The organism is Bradyrhizobium sp. STM 3562 (assembly GCF_045571435.1).
GTDB lineage: Bacteria > Pseudomonadota > Alphaproteobacteria > Rhizobiales > Xanthobacteraceae > Bradyrhizobium.
Genome location: NZ_CP120694.1, coordinates 4,387,666 through 4,407,241 on the forward strand (window position 1 = coordinate 4,387,666; position 19,576 = coordinate 4,407,241).

General features: G+C 63.8%; 16 protein-coding genes. 8 read left to right on the top strand and 8 right to left on the bottom strand.

The window, feature by feature from the left end; all coding sequences use genetic code 11:
- Nucleotides 1–54 precede the first annotated feature (54 nt).
- Nucleotides 55–2,934 (top strand): valine--tRNA ligase, encoded by a 2,880-nt coding sequence (locus P6U23_RS20320; protein ID WP_407174294.1) that lies wholly within the window; start codon nucleotides 55–57, stop codon nucleotides 2,932–2,934.
- A 7-nt stretch (nucleotides 2,935–2,941) separates the two neighbouring features.
- On the opposite strand, the gene P6U23_RS20325 is transcribed toward P6U23_RS20320, so the two are convergent.
- Nucleotides 2,942–3,559: a DNA-3-methyladenine glycosylase gene (locus P6U23_RS20325; protein ID WP_407174296.1), complete on the bottom strand. Its 618-nt coding sequence runs from the start codon at nucleotides 3,557–3,559 to the stop codon at nucleotides 2,942–2,944.
- A gap of 118 nt (nucleotides 3,560–3,677) precedes the next feature.
- On the opposite strand from P6U23_RS20325, the gene lipA reads away from it, so the two are divergent.
- Both lipA and P6U23_RS20335 read left to right on the top strand, forming a co-directional pair.
- Entirely contained in the window at nucleotides 3,678–4,637 is a 960-nt protein-coding gene (gene lipA / locus P6U23_RS20330; protein ID WP_407174298.1) for a lipoyl synthase, read from the top strand.
- Nucleotides 4,638–4,717: 80 nt separating this feature from the next.
- On the top strand, nucleotides 4,718–5,191 hold the full coding sequence (locus P6U23_RS20335) for a type II toxin-antitoxin system RatA family toxin (RefSeq protein ID WP_407174300.1): 474 nt from the start codon (nucleotides 4,718–4,720) through the stop codon (nucleotides 5,189–5,191).
- A gap of 9 nt (nucleotides 5,192–5,200) precedes the next feature.
- Here the strand turns inward: P6U23_RS20335 and P6U23_RS20340 are convergent, their stop codons facing one another.
- The 4 genes from P6U23_RS20340 to P6U23_RS20355 all read right to left on the bottom strand — a co-directional run bounded on the left by P6U23_RS20340 (nucleotide 5,201) and on the right by P6U23_RS20355 (nucleotide 8,997).
- Nucleotides 5,201–6,235, bottom strand: a complete 1,035-nt coding sequence (locus P6U23_RS20340) for a YihY/virulence factor BrkB family protein (RefSeq protein ID WP_407174302.1) — start codon at nucleotides 6,233–6,235, stop codon at nucleotides 5,201–5,203.
- 248 nt (nucleotides 6,236–6,483) lie between these two features.
- The gene (locus P6U23_RS20345) at nucleotides 6,484–7,305 is read right to left on the bottom strand and encodes an alpha/beta fold hydrolase (RefSeq protein WP_407174304.1); all 822 of its coding nucleotides are present in this window, start codon (nucleotides 7,303–7,305) and stop codon (nucleotides 6,484–6,486) included.
- A 281-nt stretch (nucleotides 7,306–7,586) separates the two neighbouring features.
- Entirely contained in the window at nucleotides 7,587–8,504 is a 918-nt protein-coding gene (locus P6U23_RS20350; RefSeq protein WP_407174306.1) for a helix-turn-helix domain-containing protein, read from the bottom strand.
- Between the two features lie 52 nt (nucleotides 8,505–8,556).
- A complete protein-coding gene (locus P6U23_RS20355; RefSeq protein WP_407174308.1) occupies nucleotides 8,557–8,997 on the bottom strand; it encodes a MarR family winged helix-turn-helix transcriptional regulator in 441 nt (146 codons plus the stop codon).
- Between the two features lie 143 nt (nucleotides 8,998–9,140).
- On the opposite strand from P6U23_RS20355, the gene P6U23_RS20360 reads away from it, so the two are divergent.
- On the top strand, nucleotides 9,141–10,127 hold the full coding sequence (locus P6U23_RS20360) for a helix-turn-helix domain-containing protein (protein WP_407174310.1): 987 nt from the start codon (nucleotides 9,141–9,143) through the stop codon (nucleotides 10,125–10,127).
- Between the two features lie 910 nt (nucleotides 10,128–11,037).
- Here the strand turns inward: P6U23_RS20360 and P6U23_RS20365 are convergent.
- The gene (locus P6U23_RS20365) at nucleotides 11,038–11,484 is read right to left on the bottom strand and encodes a hypothetical protein (RefSeq protein WP_407174312.1); all 447 of its coding nucleotides are present in this window, start codon (nucleotides 11,482–11,484) and stop codon (nucleotides 11,038–11,040) included.
- Between the two features lie 516 nt (nucleotides 11,485–12,000).
- On the opposite strand from P6U23_RS20365, the gene P6U23_RS20370 reads away from it, so the two are divergent.
- On the top strand, nucleotides 12,001–13,674 hold the full coding sequence (locus P6U23_RS20370) for a carbohydrate-binding domain-containing protein (RefSeq protein ID WP_407174314.1): 1,674 nt from the start codon (nucleotides 12,001–12,003) through the stop codon (nucleotides 13,672–13,674).
- Nucleotides 13,675–13,722: 48 nt separating this feature from the next.
- Here the strand turns inward: P6U23_RS20370 and P6U23_RS20375 are convergent, their stop codons facing one another.
- Nucleotides 13,723–14,325: a CinA family protein gene (locus P6U23_RS20375; RefSeq protein WP_024510980.1), complete on the bottom strand. Its 603-nt coding sequence runs from the start codon at nucleotides 14,323–14,325 to the stop codon at nucleotides 13,723–13,725.
- A 2-nt stretch (nucleotides 14,326–14,327) separates the two neighbouring features.
- Nucleotides 14,328–15,509, bottom strand: coding sequence for a bifunctional 2-C-methyl-D-erythritol 4-phosphate cytidylyltransferase/2-C-methyl-D-erythritol 2,4-cyclodiphosphate synthase (locus tag P6U23_RS20380; protein ID WP_407174316.1), 1,182 nt, complete (start codon nucleotides 15,507–15,509; stop codon nucleotides 14,328–14,330).
- A gap of 350 nt (nucleotides 15,510–15,859) precedes the next feature.
- On the opposite strand from P6U23_RS20380, the gene dusB reads away from it, so the two are divergent.
- From dusB to ntrC, 3 genes are read left to right on the top strand one after another with little or no spacing between them, the layout of a single operon-like run.
- Complete coding sequence (gene dusB, locus P6U23_RS20385; protein ID WP_407181528.1) at nucleotides 15,860–16,813, top strand: tRNA dihydrouridine synthase DusB; 954 nt, start codon at nucleotides 15,860–15,862, stop codon at nucleotides 16,811–16,813.
- A complete protein-coding gene (locus P6U23_RS20390; RefSeq protein ID WP_407174318.1) occupies nucleotides 16,810–17,988 on the top strand; it encodes a two-component system sensor histidine kinase NtrB in 1,179 nt (392 codons plus the stop codon). The genes dusB and P6U23_RS20390 overlap by 4 nt, the downstream gene beginning before the upstream one ends.
- Before the next feature lie 9 nt (nucleotides 17,989–17,997).
- Complete coding sequence (gene ntrC, locus P6U23_RS20395) at nucleotides 17,998–19,440, top strand: nitrogen regulation protein NR(I) (protein ID WP_024510984.1); 1,443 nt, start codon at nucleotides 17,998–18,000, stop codon at nucleotides 19,438–19,440.
- The last annotated feature ends 136 nt before the right edge of the window (nucleotides 19,441–19,576 follow it).

Consider the following 19,576-nt stretch of genomic DNA (forward strand, 5'->3'; position numbering starts at 1 on the left):
ACTTGGCGCGCGCGCGCGGCTTTCTAGCCTGTTCCATACCCCGATTGCACGGCCATGATCGAAAAAACCTACCAGCCTGCCGATATTGAGGGCCGCATGTCCCTCGTCTGGGAAGACGCCCGCGCGTTCCGCGCCGGCCGTCCCGATCGGCGCGATGCCAAGCCATTCACCATCGTGATTCCTCCGCCGAATGTGACGGGCTCGCTCCATATGGGGCACGCGCTCAACAACACGCTGCAGGACATTCTTTGCCGCTTCGAGCGCATGCGCGGCCGCGACGTGCTGTGGCAGCCGGGGACCGATCACGCAGGTATCGCGACGCAGATGGTGGTCGAGCGGCAGTTGATGGAACGCCAGCAGCCCGGCCGACGCGAACTGGGGCGACAAAAATTCGTCGAGCGTGTCTGGCAGTGGAAGGAAGAGAGCGGCGGCACCATCATCAACCAGCTCAAGCGTCTTGGCGCGTCCTGTGATTGGTCGCGTGAGCGCTTTACCATGGACGAGGGCCTTTCGCGCGCAGTCGTGAAAGTGTTCGTCGAGCTCCATCGGCAAGGGCTGATCTATAAAGACAAGCGGCTGGTGAACTGGGATCCCAAGCTGCTGACCGCGATTTCCGACATCGAAGTGCAGCAGATCGAGGTCAAGGGCCATCTCTGGTATCTGCGCTATCCGCTGGAGGGCAAGACCTTCAGCCCCGACGATCCCTCGAGCTTCATCGTGGTCGCCACCACGCGTCCCGAAACCATGCTCGGCGATACTGCGGTCGCGGTGCATCCGGACGATCCGCGCTATACCGACCTGGTCGGCAAATACGTGATCCTGCCACTGGTCGGACGCAAGATTCCGATCATCGCCGATACCTATTCCGACCCCGAAAAGGGCTCGGGCGCGGTGAAGGTGACGCCGGCGCATGACTTCAACGATTTCGAGATCGGCCGGCGGCACGGTCTGCCGCAAATCAATGTGTTCGACAAGGAGGCGCACCTCGCGCTCGTCGGCAACGAAGACTACTTGCGCGGATTGCCGGAAGGCTCGCAGGAATTTGCCGAAGAATTCAACGGCGTCGAACGCTTTGCTGCGCGCAAGAAGCTGGTGGCGCGTCTGGAGGATTTCGGTTTCCTCGAGCGGATCGAGCCGAACACCCATATGGTGCCGCACGGCGACCGCTCGGGCACGGTAATCGAACCCTATCTCACGGACCAATGGTACGTTGACGCGAACACTCTGGCGCAGCCGGCGATCGACGCCGTGCGCTCGGGGCGAACGGTCTTTGTCCCGAAGAATTGGGAAAAGACCTATTTCGAATGGATGGAGAACATCCAGCCCTGGTGCATCTCGCGCCAGCTCTGGTGGGGCCACCAGATCCCGGCCTGGTACGGGCCTGACGGCAAGGTGTTCGTCGCGGAGACCGAGGAAGAGGCCGTCAGTAACGCGCTCGGCTATTATGTCGAGCAGGAGGTCATCACGCCCGAGCAGGGGCGGGAGATGGCGCTCGATCGCAACAAGCGCGCGGGCTTTATCACCCGCGATGAGGACGTGCTCGACACCTGGTTCTCTTCGGCGTTATGGCCGTTCTCGACTCTCGGCTGGCCCGACGATACGCCGGAGGTGAAGCGCTATTACCCAACGGACGTGCTGGTCACCGGCTTCGACATCATCTTCTTCTGGGTCGCGCGGATGATGATGATGGGCCTGCACTTCATGAAGGAGGCGCCGTTCTCGACCGTCTACATGCACCGCCTCGTCCGCGACGAGAAGGGCGCGAAGATGTCGAAGTCGAGGGGCAACGTCATCGACCCGCTCGGCGTCATCGACGAATACGGAGCCGATGCCTTGCGTTTTGCGCTGGCGCGCGGCGCCGCCCAAGGCCATGACGTCAGATTGTCCTCGCAGCATGTGGAGACCAATCGCAACTTTGCGACCAAGCTCTGGAACGCCTGCCGCTTCGCGGAGATGAACGACTGCGTTCAGCCCGAAGGCTTTGAGCCCACCAAGGCCAAGGACACGCTGAACCGCTGGATCGCGCATGAGACCGCGCGTGCCGTGCGCGAGGTAACCGAGGCGCTGGAGGCCTTCCGTTTCAATGATGCCGCCAATGCGATCTACCGTTTTGTCTGGAACGTCTATTGCGACTGGTATCTCGAGCTCGCAAAGCCCGTGCTGAGCGGGCAGGAGGGGCCGGTGAAGACGGAGACCCGGGCCATGGTGGCCTGGGCGCGCGACGAAATCCTAAAGCTCCTGCATCCCTTCATGCCCTTCATCACCGAAGCGCTGTGGGAGACGACCGCGCGCCGCGAGACCTTGCTCGCGCTGACGCCTTGGTCGCGCAAGGAAGCGGAGCTGACGCCCGAGCAGGTTTCGGAGATTACGTTGATGACGAGCATGAGCGCCAGCGATCCGCTGGTTCCGCCCGTGCTGCTCTCCTCCTTCGATCCCTCCTTCGAGGACACGGCGGCGGAGGCCGAGATCGGCTGGGTCGTCGATCTCGTCACGGCGATCCGTTCGGTGCGCGCCGAGATGAACATTCCTCCGGCCACATTGACGCCGCTGGTGCTGGCAGGCAGCTCCGCCGAAACCAAAGAGCGCGCGCCGCGCTGGAGCGAGGTGATCAAGCGCTTGGCGCGGCTGTCAGAGATTTCTTTTGCCGATCGTCCGCCCGAGGGTGCGGTGCAGGTCGTCGTGCGCGGCGAAGTCGCGGCCCTGCCGCTGAAGGGCGTGATCGACCTCTCCGCGGAGCGTGCCCGGCTCGACAAGGAGATGGCCAAAGCCGAAGCCGACATCAAGCGCGTCGACGCAAAGCTCGGAAACGAGAAATTCGTCGCCAACGCGCCCGAAGAAGTCGTTGAGGAAGAGCGCGAGAAGCGTGAAGCAGCCGTGGCTCGCAAGGAGAAGATTCTCGAGGCACTCGAGCGACTGCAGCACGTCGGCGCCTAGTATTGGTTCAAGCCACGCTCGGAAAGGGCTTGCTTAGAAATTTCGAGCCCTTCAGTCCGTAGCGCCAGGGCAGGTCGACGGCCTTCGTAATGCCGATGCGGACGCCGGCGGCCAGCTCGGCCTTGCCGGTCCGTGCATAAAGGGCAAAGGGCGGGGCATCGAGCGGCAGGCCGTTATGCGCTTGGGTGATGCCGAGCGCCTCCGTCAGCTTGCCCGGCCCCGAACACAGCGCCCGAAGGTCCTGCAGGCCGCGCCGGCGCCGCATTGCCTCGATCCCGTGGGTCGGCTCCAGCGCGCGGATCAGGACCGCGCTCGCCGAGCCCGCCTGTTCGCACACAAAGTTCACGCACCAGTGGATGCCGTAGGAGCGGTAGACATAGGCAAAGCCCGGCGGACCGAACATCACCTGGTTGCGCGGGGTGGGGCCACGGTAAGAATGCGCGGCCGGATCGGTGTGATGATAGGCCTCCACCTCGACAATGAGGCCGCCGATGCCATTGAACAGAAGCGTCGCACCGATCAGTTCGGGTGCGACTTCGTGCACGCTGCGCCCGAAGAATGTCCGTTTGAGCGGCTTGCCGAGGATGGGCGCAGCAACAGCAGCCGGTTTCGAGTTTTGAGCCATTTTCAGGTGGGAATCGGTATGGAACAGGTGGGAAGGCTGCCAATATCCCTACCATTCTGCTAGCGTCCGGGGCAGCCGGGTTGCACGGTTCCGGCATACGGATTACCTACGGCCCATCATGGTCACCATTATCGATACCGTCTCGCCGACTCCATTGCGCCCGCGTCACCCCGAAAAGGTGAATCGGCCGGATGCGCTCTCGCCGCCGAAGCCGGACTGGATCCGCGTGCGCGCGCCGACCACCCGCGGCTATGCCGAGACCCGCAACATCGTCAAAGAGAACGGCTTGGTCACGGTCTGCGAGGAGGCCGGTTGCCCCAATATCGGCGAGTGCTGGGACAAGAAGCACGCCACCTTCATGATCATGGGTGACACCTGCACGCGCGCCTGCGCCTTCTGCAACGTCAGGACCGGCCTGCCGGATGCGCTCGATGCGGGAGAACCCGAGCATGTCGCGGAAGCGACCGCAAAGCTTGGGCTCTCGCACGTGGTGATCACTTCGGTGGACCGCGACGATCTCGCCGATGGCGGCGCTGAGCATTTTGCCAAAACCATCCGTGCCATCCGCGCGCGTTGCGCCTCGACCACTATCGAGGTGCTGACCCCCGATTTCTTGCGCAAGGACGGCGCTTTGGAGGTCGTGGTCGCGGCAAAGCCCGACGTCTTCAACCACAACCTCGAGACCGTGCCATCGCGCTATCTCAATGTGCGGCCCGGCGCGCGCTATTTCCATTCGGTGCGACTGTTGCAGCGGGTCAAGGAGCTCGACCCGACGATGTTCACCAAGTCCGGCATCATGGTGGGTTTGGGCGAAGAGCGGCACGAGGTGCTGCAGGTCATGGACGACCTGCGCTCGGCGGACGTCGATTTCCTCACCATCGGCCAATATCTGCAGCCGACCCGCAAGCATCATTCCGTGATGCGCTATGTGCCGCCGGATGAGTTCAAGGCCTATGAGAAGGTCGCCTATGCCAAGGGATTCTTGATGGTATCGGCGAGTCCGCTGACCCGTTCCTCGCACCATGCCGGCGAGGATTTTGCGAAATTGCAGGCGGCGAGGGCGGCGATCGCCCGTTGAAAACGTGAGCGGCTTGGGCATGCGGCGGCCTGGCCTGTGACCGCGAGCGATTGCTGTTTGAAGCCTGGACTTGAAGTGTCATGCCAAGATTTGCCAGCAAACGCCTCGTTCCCCACAGCGCCGAGCAGATGTTCGACCTCGTCGCCGACGTCGAGCGTTATCCCGAATTCGTCCCGCTGTGCCACTCGCTCACGGTGCGCCAGCGCACCAAGAGGCCTGATGGTACGGAGGTCGTGGTTGCCGACATGACCGTCTCGTTCAAGTTGGTACGGGAATCCTTCACGAGCCAGGTGACACTGGATCGGCCGGACCGCAAGATACTGGTCGAGTATTTGCGCGGACCTTTCCGCAGCCTCGAGAACCGTTGGACCTTCGAGCCGCGAGGCGAGGACGCCTGCGAGGTCGGATTCTATCTCGCATACGAGTTCAAGAGCCGCATGCTCGCCACGCTGATGGGCGCGATGTTCGATACCGCTTTCGCGCGATTTTCCGCCGCGTTCGAAAAGCGTGCCGACGCGATCTATGGCAGGAAGCCGGCGGTATCCTCGTGGTAGGTGGCAGCGCTAAGCCGCCTGGGCCGGCCCCAGCGTGTCCGCCATTTGCGCTCCCCTCGCTCCCATCGGCTTCGCCTGTCCCGTCGTGGTGTCGTGCGCCGTCTGGTGCTCCGTCTCGGCGTCGAGCTCGGCGCCGATCAGAACCGCGATGGCGGAAATCCACAGCCAAGTCATGAAGCCGATCGCGGCTCCCAACGAGCCATAGGTTTGATTGTAGCTGCCAAAATTCGCCGTGTACCACGAGAACAGCGCGGACGCGGCTAGCCATAGGGCGGCCGCCAATGCACTGCCCCAGCTTATCCAGCGCCAGTGCGGCATCCGCCGGCTTGGGCCGTAGCGGTAGATGATGCCCAGCGCCAGCGTCAGCACGACGAAGAGCGCGGGCCAGCGCCCGGCTCGGACCAGCAGGTCGGTGCTGCCGGAAAGGCCCAGATAGTTCAACGCGACGGGAAGCACCACGACCGCGCCAAGCGCGACCAGGGCGAAAGCAATTGCGGCGAGCGTGAACAGTAGCGAAACGAGGTTGAGCTTGATCAGGCCGCGCTTTTCTTTCTCGCCATAGACGATGTTCAAGGTGTCGAACAAAGACTTCATCGCGGCGTTGGCGCTCCACAGCGAGATCGCGAACCCAATGAGGAACGTCCAGCCGAGCGTCTGTCCGCCTTTCGAGGCCACCCGCGTGAGCTGATCGCGGGCAACATCGATGGCCCCTCCCGGCATGAACCCCGAGAGCGTGTCCAAATGCGCCGTGATCGTCGCGGGATCGGCGAAGAGGCCGTAGATGGCGACCAGCGCCGCAAGCGCGGGAAAAATGGCGAGCAAACTGTAAAACGTCATTCCGGCCGCGAGCGCTAGGATGCGATGCTCGTCGACGTTGGTGTAGACCCGGAGCAGGATGTCTTTCCAACCACGCAGCGGGATCTCGGAAGGCGTGCTCGCTGACCGCCCGCGGTGACTTTCGGCTTGGTCCTTGGGGGCGGGGGCGCGCACGCCGGCGCGAGCATTTGGCGAGGAGCCGTCCGCGATCCAGAACAGCGCCGCCATCAACGCAACGCCGAGGAGTACGGCCCAATCCGATACCGCATGCGCGCTTACCCGGCGCCTGGCTCGAACTCCAAGATGTCGCCCTTCTTGCGCTGCCGGCATTGACGACAGCCCTTCCATGCGGCCCTGGCCCAACGATTGAAGGCAACGACGCAAACCGAATCATGTTCCAGACCAGAAGAGGGGACTCGAAGGACGTCCGAAGGGCTCGTCGAGGCGCCCCAAGGGAGCACGTCGGGAAGCCCCGCTCACCCACGAACGAATGCGAGCAGGTCCGGGTTGATCATGTCGGCATGCACCGTACACATGCCATGCGGGTAGCCTTGATAGATCTTCAACGTCGCGTTCCTGATGATGCTCGCCGACAGCACGCCGGCATCCGCGTAAGGCACGATTTGGTCGTCATCGCCATGCATTACGAGGGTCGGCACCTCGATCGCGGCGAGGTCGGAATTGAAATCGGTTTCCGAAAAGACCTTGATGCACTCGTAATGGGCGTTGACGGCGCCCATCATGCCCTGCCGCCACCAGTTGTCGATCACGCCCTCGAGCACCTTCGCGCCGGGCCGGTTGAAGCCATAGAACGGGATCGGCACCTCGCGATAGAACTGGGCGCGGTTGGCCGCGAGCTGGCTGCGCAGGTCGTCGAACACCGAGATCGGCAGGCCCCCGGGGTTTTGCTCGGTCTTCAGCATGATCGGCGGCACGGCGCTGATCAGTACTGCCTTGGCAACACGGCCCTTGCCGTGGCGGGCGACGTAGCGCGCCACTTCGCCGCCACCAGTGGAGTGACCGACGTGGATGGCGTCCCTCAGACCCAGCGCCGCGGCCAATTCGGCAACATCGGCCGCATAGGTATCCATCTCGTGACCGGAGTTGGGTTGGCCGGAGCGCCCATGCCCGCGCCGGTCATGCGCGATGACGCGATAGCCGTGCTGCAGGAAGAACAGCATCTGGCTGTCCCAGTCGTCGGCACTGAGCGGCCAACCATGATGGAAGACGATGGGTTGGCCGGAGCCCCAATCCTTGTAGAAGATCTGCGTGCCGTCTTTTGTGGTGATGAAAGGCATATACTAACTCCGTGCAAAGCTGGGCTGGCGGCCGAATAGGGCAACGAAGTCGGCGCGGACGTGGCGGCGCGGCGCACGGAGGCGATTCTGCCGTGTGTTTTGGCAAATTGCTGCATCGTTACGATATTCGCCTGGCATCTTGGGGTGTCGCGATGGCCTTGCGCTCTCGCGTGGACCAAGGTTCGTGACGGCGCCAAACTAGGATCAGCCACATGCCCATGTCTTTCCCGGACCTGCTTTTGTTTTGACCGCTCTTGCGGTGAGGCTCCGAGCAGTTGAACTTACGAACGTCGGCAGCGCCGATATTCTCCCGGCGTCTTGCCGGTGGCGCGACGGAAGGCGCGGGTAAAACTTGCCTGCGAGGAGAAGCGCGCGTTAAGCGCGATCTGCACGAGCGGCAGCTTGCCGGCAGCAATCTCCGTCATCGCGTTTTCCAGCCGCAGCCGGCTGACATAGCGGTGAGGGGAAACACCGACGGCGCGCGTGAACATGCGGGTAAAGTAAAACGGGCTGAGGCCTGCGACCTCTGCGAGGTCCGACAGCGCGATCTCGTCGGCAATATGGGTGGCGATATAATCGAGCACGCGGCGCAGTCTCACCTGGCAGGAAGACTGGGAGGCGGCCCCGATCGGCCTGCAGGATCCGCTGTCGGAATATTTTTGCAGGAGCCGCGCCGCCAGCATCAGCGATGCCGTTTCCACGTACATCCTGCCGACCGCCGTTTCGTTTTTCATCTCGGAAAGGACAGAAAGCCCGATCTGTCCGATCATCTCATCGCGAATGCCCGCGGCGTAGCGAATGGAGTGGGCGGGGGCGCCCGGAAGATTGAAGTCGTCGCTCAGCCGGCCAAAGAGCGCCGTCGGCAAGTACAGATGCAGCATTTTCGGCAGCGCGGCGCTGATCGAGATCTCGTTGTCGCCGACCGCGATGGGGGTCATCCAGATCGTTCCGGTCGTGGGGATGGTCTGTTGGCGCTGACCGGCGCCGGTGCGGCTGACCAAGCCGTCGTCGTTGCCGCAAACCGCGAGCGTCAACTCCATGTGCAGCGGCAGGACGACGGGCGTCTCGCTGATCCCGTGCGATCGCAATTCGGCGGAGAGAGTGGACCAGCCGAGCCCTGCCGACGACTGCAGAAGCGCCGAGGCCGGATACTTTCTCGCGCCATGGGTCTGAAGTTCCATCGAGCTGTTCCGTGTCATCCCCGATTTCCTTCTGAAAGCTCCTGCTTGCCCCAGCCGTGTCGCGGGCGGTCTAGTCCGAGGCCTGGAGAACGGCGCTCCGCATCGAGAGAATATCATTCCGCAGCCTGCGCAGCGCCTCGTTGGAAAAGCCGGTTGCGGCTTTGACGCAGGAGGGGAAATCGCGCGCCTTGGTCCGCATTCCCGCGCCCTTGCGGGTCAGGCGCACGCGGACCTGGCGTTCGTCTTCGGGATCGCGGTTGCGGGTCAAGAGACCCGATTTCTCCAGCCGCTTCAACAGCGGCGTCAGCGTGCTGGATTCCAGGAGCAGCGTTTCGCCGAGATCGCCGACGGTCTGATCGTTCCGGGCCCAGAGCGCGATCATGACCAGATATTGGGGGTAGGTGAGGCCGATGGATTCGAGAAGCGGCTTGTAGAGGCGGTTGAATGCATGTCCCGCTGAATAGATCGCAAAACAGATGAAGTCGTCAGGTTCGGGAACGGCATGCGGCATGAAGGAAGGAACCTCCGGCTTGCGGCGTCTTTGGGCCGTCAATCATGCGACATATGTCGCGAGCGATTGAATCGCAAGTCGTTGAATTGCGACTGGCGCGGACCATTTACATCGCACGCGATTGAATCGCGATGGAGATTCCGATGGGCCCGCCGCGGACCAGAGCAAGCGCCGTTCAGCAAGGCAGCGCGCATGATGCGGCGCAGGGCTCCGCACCTGCCGGCGACGCTGCGCCCGATCTGCAGGCCGACGGGCGGCGGAAATATCCGCGCTCCAGGCTGCTGGCGTCTTCGGCCGAACGCGGCTGGAAGACGCTCGCGGCCGAACTCCGCTGCCATCCGTCCGGCAGGATCATCTCGTGCGCGCAAGACTGCATCGAGATCGTCATTGCTGTTTCCGGTTCGGATGACGGTCTCGTGATCCGTGCCGGAGCGGGGCGGCAGGAGCAGGCGCGGCCGGTCACCGGAACGATATGGCTAGCTCCGACCGGCGTTGGACGCGAGGACATCGTGCTGACGGCGCCGATGCCCAAGGCGCTGCATCTCTATTTGCCGCTTCGACAATTCGATACGCTCGCCGACCAATACAGCCTTGCGCGATCGCTGGTGCGTTCGATCCAATATGTAGGCGGGGTGGACGACGCGTTGATCCGGCAGATCGGCGCGGCTCTGCTCGACGAGGTGAATCACGAAACCGCGACCGGCCGCATGTTCGCGGAGACGGCTTCGTTGATGCTTGCCGCGCGGCTGATCCACAGCTATGCGGCCAAGGGCCTGCTTGAGGACGGCGCAGGCGCTCCCACGCCGTTCGACAGTGTGCGGCTGCAGCGCGTGCTCGATTACATCGAGCAGCACCTGGAGCACGAGATCACGGTGGCGGCACTCGCCGAGCAGGCGCATCTCAGCGCCTTCCATTTCACGCGGATGTTCACGGCCGCGCTCGGCGTTCCGCCTTATCGCTATGTGAGTCGCCGTCGCCTTGAAGCCGCAATGGCCATGCTGACGAGGGGCAAGCTGCCGCTGTCCGAGATCGCGCACCGCGCTGGCTTTTCGTCGCAAGCGAGCTTTACCCGTGCCTTCCGCCGCGCCACCGGCATGACGCCCGGCGCCTATCGGCGGCTGGTGCGGTGAGGGCGTTCGGCGTACCCACAAAGACAGTCCTTCCGATTTGGTCGTCAAACAGCCATTCACTCCGACGTCGTCGCTCGGTCGAACCGAGTATTCCAGAGACGCCGGTGCTTGAGCCGAAAGGCCGCTGGATGCCCGGCATGCATCCGATCTCGGGCTTATCCCGGATCGGCATAATCAATCCGCAAATCGGCCAGTGCCGATTTGCGGGGCATGAGGAGAGAGGAGACGAGAATTCGCGTTCTCGCGGCGCGTTGCGTCCGAGCTTTGCATCTGCTTGTCCCTCCGAAAATCGAGAGGGCGCAGGGAAGGCCAGGTGCCCGCCGCACCCGCGGCCCCGTGTGCCAAAAATTGCGCGAAAGCGCACACGGGAGTAACCACAGGCAAGGCGGAGTCACACCGGCCTTCCCTGCGCGATGGTTTTACGGCATACTCCGCGCTCTCCTCGGTGAACCAGCTTGTTGCCACCGTCGCCGGCGCGATGCGTCAGCATCGCGCCCGGCTTAGCGCCTGCATGTGCGCGCCAGGACCACACGACTTCGCCGTCCGCGACAGGTGCTGCTCGTCCATCAACACCATCACGGCCACCGCACCCTGTCCCACGTTTCGTGACGATCGGCCGTAACGCCCCTCTTGCCGGGACAGGATGCGCGAGACGATGGCGGTGATTTGCCCGACGGCGCAAGCCGACGGCCTGCGGCAGATTAACGCGACGGGCAAATCGGTGCGTTAGACATTGGCGACGTCGTCACGTTGCTTTCCCGCACGCGGCTCGCTGGAGCACCGGCGAGACCAACCATGTGGACGCCTTCAGCGCATCCCGGAATGACCGCGACGACGTCGAGAGCCAAATCCAACGGCAAAGATCCAAATCCAACGGCAAAGATCCAAATCCAACGGCAAAGATGATGTCTCAGTGACTCTTGTTCAGAGGTTCCTGGCCGCCCCGCGCGGAATCACTGGCAGTGTCGTTGCCCGGGGCCACGGGGGCCTGAGCGGGTTGCTCGCTTTGCCGGGGAGGGGCGCTGCCTGTGGTCGCGCCCTTCTGCGTTCCCATGTTGGTGCCGTAGAGGGACCAGACCATCCACACGATCGCGAAGCATACGATGACGATCGGGATGAGGAGCGCGTAGGGAACATTTCTCCTCAACCCGAAATCCGGCCTCGCCGCGTTTGCTTCGGCCACCTCTTCGACGTGCCGGACGGCTTGCGTGTTCCGGTCGAGCCGCTCCCGCTCGTTGCGCCGCAACCGGCCGGCACGCATGGCTGCATACGCAAGAGCGAGCCCGAGAACAATGATCCCTGCCGCCCAGGCCACGAAAAGCCAGAACGAATACGCATTCGGAGTCCCGCCGACCATGGATGTGAACTCCTTCCGTGCTTGCCGCACTTTCGATGCGACTAGTCCAATGATCGGTCGTCCCGCCGGTTCCAAGATTCGGTGACCTCCCGACGCATTTCCGAACGACGCGATCGGCCCGCAGCGCTTTCAGAAAAGCTCTCTGTGCAGGCGGGGTCCTTGCCATGCAAAGATCCTCAAGCGAAGCGGCGAGCGCTGAAATTGATTTGAGTCTCGTCACTGCGTGAGATCTGGTCTGACATTTTTGACGTCAGCAAATTCATTCCCTTACCTTCGCCTAACCGTCAGAAGTTCCTGCTCGATAGAGACACGTAGCGACCTGTGCGGTTCAATCCGCAGATCAGCGAAGCTGCTGCCTTTGAAACTGGCATGTCGCATCGAGAACGGCTGCCTATCATTTCAGCGGTCACAACATCTTGCGCCGCCGCATTTGCGTCGTGAAGAGCAGCGAAGATGTGGTATGGTTGAACAATTCAGCCGCTTCAATCGACGGTTTCCGATTGCGAGGAGCCTCCGATGATCGATTTGACTGGCTACAAGCTGACATTCGATGACGAGTTCAACACCAGAAGCATCTCGCTGACAGGCGCTGGCACCACTTGGGCTGATACGCGCGCGGAATGGCGCGGTGATGCGTTTTCGGACGTCGGCTTGGGCACGAGCTCGTTTGTCGATCCCGGCTCGGGCTATGATCCGTTCTCCGTCTCGCAGGGCGCGCTTACGATCACCGCCGTGCCTGATCGAACGCCGTATGGAGTCCCCGGAGCCTGGGAGTCCGGCCTGATCACCACGCAGGGACATTTTTCCCAGACATACGGTTACTTCGAGATCCGCGCGGATTTCTCGAGCCTGCCCGGCGGTTGGGATGCGTTCTGGCTGCTGCCTGATCATCAGATCCCTGATCCGACCCAGACCGGGCATTGGCAGGAGCTGGATGTCGCCGAACGTTATGGCGTTTCCGATTCAACCGTCTACAGCGGCATTCACACCACCGACCCGGGGCCGAACCAGGACTGGCAAGATCTGCTCCAGGTCACGAGCCAGATGCCGAATCCTGCCGGCTATCACACCTATGGCATGAACTGGCAGCCGGATCAGGTCAGTTTCTACATCGATGGCCAGTTCATCGGGTCGCACCCAACGCCGAGCGATATGCACGGCCCCATGTACATGATCGCGGACCTGGCCACGCAGGCGCCCGCCGACATCGCAGGCGTGCCGATCAGTTCGCACATCGACTACATCAGGGTTTTCTCTTCCGATCCGTCCGCAACAGCCGTTGCGCAAGACACGGTCTCGTCGCCGGACGGATATGATCCCGGCCTGTACGGCGCCACGACGGCTTCGCAGGTATCACAGAATCCGCCGACGCAGCCGCCGCCGGCGGGATCGACAGTGATTGGCAGCGGGCCGGATCAATTGGTGTTGAAGATCAGCGAAGACGCTTATCTCGGCGACGCCATGTACACCGTCTCGGTCGACGGCGTTCAGATCGGCGACACGCTCACCGCGCACGCTTCTCACGCCTCGGGCCAGGACGAACTTGTTACGGTCGAAGGCGATTGGGGCCCCGGTAGCCATAGCGTGCTCGTTCACTTCCTCAATGATCGCTGGGACGGCACGCCGCAAACCGATCGCAACCTGTATGTCGACGGCGCGACCTACAACGGAGCGGTCGTCCCGGGAGGCGCGATCGGAAGCGCGGTCGGGCAGACCTTCAGCTTCCAGGACACCTCGACCGGGACAACGGCAGCGACTGGAACGACAACAACGCCAACGTCGGGCACATCGGGTCAGACTTCGGGGTCACAGACCTCGACGCAGTCGCCGCCGGCGGGATCGACCGTGATCGGCAGCGGACCGGACCAGTTGGTGCTGAAGATCAGCGAAGACGCCTATCTTGGCGACGCGATGTACACCGTCTCGGTCGACGGCGTTCAGGTCGGGGACACGCTCACAGCGCACGCCTCTCACGCCGCGGGCCAGGACGAGCTCGTCACCGTGGACGGCAATTGGGCCCCCGGCGACCACAGCGTGCTCGTTCACTTCCTCAACGATCGCTGGGACGGCACGCCGCAAACGGATCGTAACCTTTATGTCGATGGGGCGACCTACAATGGAGCGGCCGTCCCGGGAGGCGCGATCGGAAGCGCGCTCGGGCAGACCTTCACCTTCCATGATTTGGCGTGACGTCGGGGCGGCTGCTGCGGCTCAATGCAGCCGTTTGATTGAGACCGACTATCCCCGCGGCGGTCGCCTTCGCTTCACCGCATGCCGGCGCGGCGTCCGCGCCACCCGCAGCCGCAACCGGCTCGCGGCTTCGCGGCGCGGCTTTGCGCTCGCATGGGGAGCCCGGGCGAGCTCCATCAGCATGCGGAGCGCTTCCACTACGCTGCGCTGGCGCACGGCGGTGCGGCCGATGCCGCCGAAGCGCATTTCGCGGTGGATGATGCGACCGTCGCGCGCAGCGGCGGCGAAATGCACGAGGCCCACCGGCTTGCCGGGAACGGCGCCGCCGGGGCCGGCAATGCCGGTGATCGCCACCGCAAGATCGACGCCGGCGCGTTCCAGCGCCCCGATCGCCATTTGTGTTGCGGTCTCCTTGCTGACCGCCCCGAAGGTTGCGAGCGTCGAGGCGTTGACCCCGAGCATCGCGCGCTTGGCTTCATTGGAATAGGTGACAAAACCGCGGTCCACCACGTCGGACGACCCGGGAATGTCGGTCAGCGCGCCGGCGACGAGGCCGCCGGTGCAGGACTCGGCGGTTGCGATGGTGAGCTTGCGCATCCGGCACAGATCAAGCAGCGAACGGGCGAGGGGCCGAGCGTCGCTGCCGGTCATTGTCAAACGCTCCAGGGCAGGCGGATGGTGGCGCTCGCAGTGGCGGCGATGCCTTCCTCGCGGCCGGTGAAGCCGAGCTTTTCGGATGTGGTCGCCTTCACGGCCACCCGCGAGATGTCGACGCCGGAAATCTCGGCAATCCGCGCCCGCATCGCATCGCGCAAGGGACCGATCTTCGGCCGCTCGCAGATCAGGGTGACCTCGAGATTGGCGATGCGGCCGCCGCGCGCGGTGACGCGGTCCACCGCATATTTCAGGAAGCGGTCGGAGGAGGCGCCCTTCCACTTGGGATCGGAAGGCGGGAAGTGGGAGCCGATGTCGCCGTCCGCGAGCGCGCCCAGAATCGCGTCGACCAGCGCATGCAGGCCGACGTCGCCGTCGGAATGCGCAAGAAAGCCCTTGGTGTGGGGCACGCGCACGCCGCAGATCATGACATGATCGCCCGCGCCGAAGGCGTGCACGTCATAGCCGGTGCCGGTCCTGATGTCGCCGAGAGACGCGGCCAGGCGCGCTTCCTCGCGCACAAAATCTTCGGGAGTGGTGAGCTTCATATTGGCAACATCGCCTTCAAAGGTTGCAACCGTCAATCCCGCCCACTCGGCGAGCGCCGCATCATCTGTGAAATCATCACGTCCCTCGCGCGCGGCGCGGCGGTGCGCCTCCAAAATGACGTCGTAACGAAACGCCTGCGGTGTTTGCGCGATCCGAAGCTGCGCGCGGGCAGGGGTGTCGGCGACGTTGCCGCCGGCGTCCACCAGCTTGATGGTGTCGGCGACCGGAATGGTCGGAATCGCAGCGCCGGTCCGGTGTGCAGCCTCGATTGCGCGCGAGATCAGCGCCTGCGAGACAAAGGGGCGCGCCGCATCGTGGATCAGCACGATATCGGGCTTTTGCCCGGCCAGCGCCTCGAGCCCGGCGCGCACGGATGCCTGCCGCGTCGTGCCGCCATGCGCCGGTTCTCGATGACGCAGACCAGCGGTCGCCGCATTGAAGATCGCGGTGTCGTCGGGGTTGAGCACGGGCTGCACGGCATCGATTTGCGGATGCGTGCAGAACGGCTGCATGGCGCGAAAGATCACGGTCTGCCCGGCGATGACGCGATATTGTTTTGGTCCGCCGCTGCCGGCGCGTAAGCCTCGCCCGGCTGCGACAAGGACGGCTGCCGTCCGTTCAGAATTTGCCATGCGACTCAAATATCGGTGATGCGTTAGAGAGGGTTTCGCGCGATGCGCGGCCCAGGCGGGGCAGCCCATAACACGGGTTGGCCGAAAAGGTGAGAGATTCAGCTTCTCGTCGGCGCGATCAGCAGGGCAGATATTGCTGCAGTGCACTTGCCAGACTGCAACAATTGTCTAAACTGTAGGCATAAAGCTTGACTGCACAAGAATTGTGCGCAAAATGGCATCGACAGCAGCCGCGATGATGCGGCTGCGCCCCAAAAGACGAGACATCCGTGAACGGCCCGGACGATCTACGTTCCAAGTCGCTGAGAATAGGCGATATTCAGCTCGCCAACCGGGTCCTACTCGCCCCGATGTCAGGCATTACCGACGCCCCTTTCCGGCGTCTGGCGGCAAGGCTGGGGGCCGGCCTGGTCGTCTCCGAAATGACCGCCAGCGACGATTTGGCTCAAGGCCGCCCCATCTCCAGGTTGCGTTGCGAGGCGGCCGGAGTCGGCCCCCATGTGGTGCAGCTCGCAGGCTGCGAAGCCCGTTGGATGGCCGAGGGGGTCCGAATCGCCGAACAGGCCGGCGCCGACATCATTGACATCAATATGGGCTGTCCCGCCCGCCACGTGACCGGCGGACAGTCCGGATCGGCGCTGATGCGCGATCTCGACCATGCGACCGGTCTGATCGAAGCGACCGTCGCGGCCGCAACAGTCCCGGTGACGCTGAAGATGCGGCTCGGCTGGGATGACCGCACGCGCAATGCGCCTGAGCTGGCGCGCCGCGCCGAAGCCGCCGGCGTGAAGATGGTCACGGTGCACGGCCGCACCCGCGCGCAATTCTACAAGGGCAGTGCCGACTGGGCCGCTATACGCGCCGTGCGCGAGGCGGTTTCCATTCCGCTCGTCGTCAATGGCGACATCACCTCATTCGAGGCCGCGGTCACCGCGCTCGACCAATCGGGGGCGGATGCCGTGATGATCGGCCGCGGCGCGCAAGGCGCCCCTTGGGTGCCCGGGCAGATCGCGCGGCGGCTCGCGACCGGGATCGTCGAGGAGGCGCCGAGCCTGCCGCAGCAGCTCGCCTACTTACGCGCGCTCTATGATGAAGTCTGCGGCCATTACGGCTTGCGTGTCGGCCTGCGCCACGCGCGCAAGCATCTGTCCTGGGCCCTCGACATTGCCGCCGCTTGCGCGCAGGCGCCCGCCGAGACGCTCAAGGGCTGGCGCGAGCGGATTCTGACGTCGGACGATCCGCGCCGCGTGCATCAGGCCCTCACCGAAGCGTTCGACGACTTTGCATGGAGTGCCGCTGCATGACCACGACAGCCGCAGAACATCGCAAGGCACTGCTATCCGACAGCGATGCGATCCTGAACGCGCTGCCGAATCCCGTGCTGCTGATCGGGCCGGACGGCAGGATCATCGACGCCAACAACGCCGCCGAGGCCTTTTTTGATCTCTCGACGCAGTTCCTGCAGCGCCAGTCGCTGAAGGAGCTGGTGCCGTTCGGCAGTCCCTTGCTGTCCCTGATCGACCAGGTCCGCTCGGGCAATTCGCCGGTCAATGAATACAAGGTCGATCTCGGTACGCCGCGCAACGGCGGCGATCGCCAGGTGGATCTGCATGTCGCGCCGCTCACCGAGCGGCCGGGCCATATCGTGGTGATGCTGCAGGAGCGCACCATCGCCGACAAGATGGACCGCCAGCTCACCCATCGCAGCGCCGCGCGCTCGGTGATCGCGCTGGCCGCGATGCTCGCGCATGAGATCAAGAACCCGCTCTCCGGTATCCGCGGCGCCGCGCAACTCTTGGAGCAGCAGGCCTCGTCCGAGGATCGCATGCTGACGCGGCTGATCTGCGATGAGGCCGACCGTATCGTGACGCTCGTCGATCGCATGGAAGTGTTCGGCGACGACCGTCCGGTGGCGCGCGGCCCCGTCAACATCCATTCCGTGCTCGATCATGTGAAGCGGCTGGCGCAATCGGGATTTGCCCGCAACGTCCGCTTTGTCGAGGATTACGATCCCTCGTTGCCGCCGGTGCTCGCCAACCAGGATCAGCTCATCCAGGTGTTCCTGAACCTGGTGAAGAACGCGGCCGAAGCCGTGGTCGATCTCGGGACCGATGCCGAAATCCAGCTTACCACCGCGTTCCGGCCGGGCGTGCGGCTCTCGGTCCCCGGCAAGAAATCGCGTGTCTCCTTGCCGTTGGAATTCTGTGTCAAGGACAATGGTCCCGGCGTGCCGGAGGACCTGTTGCCCAATCTGTTCGATCCGTTCGTGACGACGAAACAGACCGGCAGCGGCCTCGGCCTTGCGCTGGTCGCGAAGATCGTCGGCGACCACGGCGGCATCATCGAATGCGAGTCGCAGCCGCGCAAGACCACGTTCCGGGTGCTGATGCCCATGTACAACAGCGCCAAACAGCAACCAGAGCAAAGCCATCGCGATGACGTTCCGGGGACGCCGTTGCATGCCTCACAGGACCGATGAGGACTAACAATGCCTGCAGGTAGCATTCTTGTCGCCGATGACGACACCGCCATCCGGACCGTTCTCAATCAGGCTCTCTCGCGCGCCGGCTATGAAGTCCGGCTCACCGGGAACGCAGCCACCTTGTGGCGCTGGGTCAGCCAGGGCGAGGGCGACCTCGTCATCACCGACGTGGTGATGCCGGACGAAAACGCGTTCGACCTCTTGCCGCGCATCAAGAAGATGCGACCGAATCTCCCGGTCATCGTGATGAGCGCGCAGAACACTTTCATGACCGCGATCCGCGCGTCCGAGCGCGGCGCGTATGAGTATCTGCCAAAGCCGTTCGATCTGAAGGAGCTGATCGCGATCGTGGGCCGTGCGCTTGCCGAGCCGAAGGAGCGCACGCCGAGCCAGCCGGACGAGCAGGAATTCGAATCGATCCCGCTGGTCGGCCGCTCGCCGGCGATGCAGGAAATCTACCGCGTGCTGGCGCGATTGATGCAGACCGATCTCACCGTGATGATTTCGGGCGAATCCGGCACCGGCAAGGAGCTGGTGGCGCGCGCGCTGCATGACTACGGCAAGCGGCGCAACGGGCCGTTCGTTGCGGTCAACATGGCGGCGATCCCGCGCGATCTCATCGAATCGGAGCTGTTCGGCCATGAGCGCGGCGCGTTCACCGGCGCCAACACCCGCGCCTCGGGCCGCTTCGAACAGGCCGAAGGCGGCACGCTGTTTCTGGACGAGATCGGCGACATGCCGATGGAGGCGCAGACCCGGCTGTTGCGCGTGCTGCAGCAGGGCGAATACACCACCGTGGGCGGCCGTACCCCGATCAAGACCGACGTGCGCATTGTTGCCGCCTCGAACAAGGATCTGCGCATCCTGATTCAGCAGGGCCTGTTTCGCGAAGACCTGTTCTTCCGCCTCAACGTGGTGCCGCTGCGGCTGCCGCCGCTGCGCGAGCGCATCGAGGACTTGCCGGATCTCGTGCGGCACTTCTTCGCGCTTGCCGAGAAGGACGGCTTGCCGCCGAAGAAGCTGGACGCGCTGGCGCTGGAGCGGCTGAAGCAGCATCGCTGGCCGGGAAATGTGCGTGAACTGGAAAATCTCGCCCGGCGGCTCGCGGCGCTCTATCCGCAGGACGTCATCACCGCCTCGGTCATCGATGGCGAGCTCGCGCCTCCGGCGGTGACCGCCGGCGCCGCCGTCCAGCACGGCATTGATAATCTCGGTGGCGCGGTGGAGGCGTATTTGTCCTCGCACTTCCAGGGCTTCCCGAACGGCGTGCCGCCGCCGGGCCTCTATCACCGCATCCTCAAGGAGATCGAGGTTCCGCTGCTCACGGCAGCGCTGGCCGCAACCCGCGGCAATCAGATCCGGGCGGCCGACCTGCTCGGGCTCAACCGCAACACGCTGCGGAAAAAGATCCGCGATCTCGACATCCAGGTCTATCGCAGCGGCAATTGAGGCAATGGAACCCCGCCTGCTGGAGGTCTAGCAGGCGGGGCCGCTCCGAGCTTGGGAGACCGAAGCTGCGCCTCTGAGAACGGCGCGCGGTCATCCTGCGATGCGAAGCTTACACCTCGCTTACACACATCCGGCT